This window comes from Methylobacterium sp. J-030, from assembly GCF_022829545.1.
GTDB lineage: Bacteria > Pseudomonadota > Alphaproteobacteria > Rhizobiales > Beijerinckiaceae > Methylobacterium.
The window spans coordinates 1-332 of the sequence record NZ_JAKSYM010000388.1; the positions used below are offsets into that span (position 1 = coordinate 1).

1 protein-coding gene is annotated in these 332 nt (G+C 70.2%); it reads right to left on the reverse strand.

The window, feature by feature from the left end:
- Positions 1-121: 121 nt before the first annotated feature.
- Positions 122-332: hypothetical protein (locus MKK75_RS31390; protein WP_244046388.1), on the reverse strand; the 211-nt coding region annotated here is incomplete at its 5' end.

Genomic DNA, 332 nt, shown 5'->3' on the forward strand with positions numbered 1-332 from the left:
CAGCCGTCGCGCCACCGGCCGGTGTCCGCGTCCCACCAGCGGCCGTCGCCGAGGTGGTAGACCATCCGTCCATGCGGCCGCCCGCAGCCCTCGCAGCAGCCTCTCGCCCGGCCGAACCGGCTCACGGCCGAGAGCTGCACCCAGTCGCTAGGGTAGAAGAAGCGGTGCTCGGGGCCGCGCCGTTCGAGCCACGCCGGATCGCCTTCGTCGGGTTGGCGATCATCCCAGACTTCGCTTGCTTTGTGCCGCCGTCCTCAAGACGTGTCAGCGGCACGCGGTTGATCCGATCGTAGAGCTCGACCCGCAGGTTGCTCTTCGTCGCGCGTTGGCCG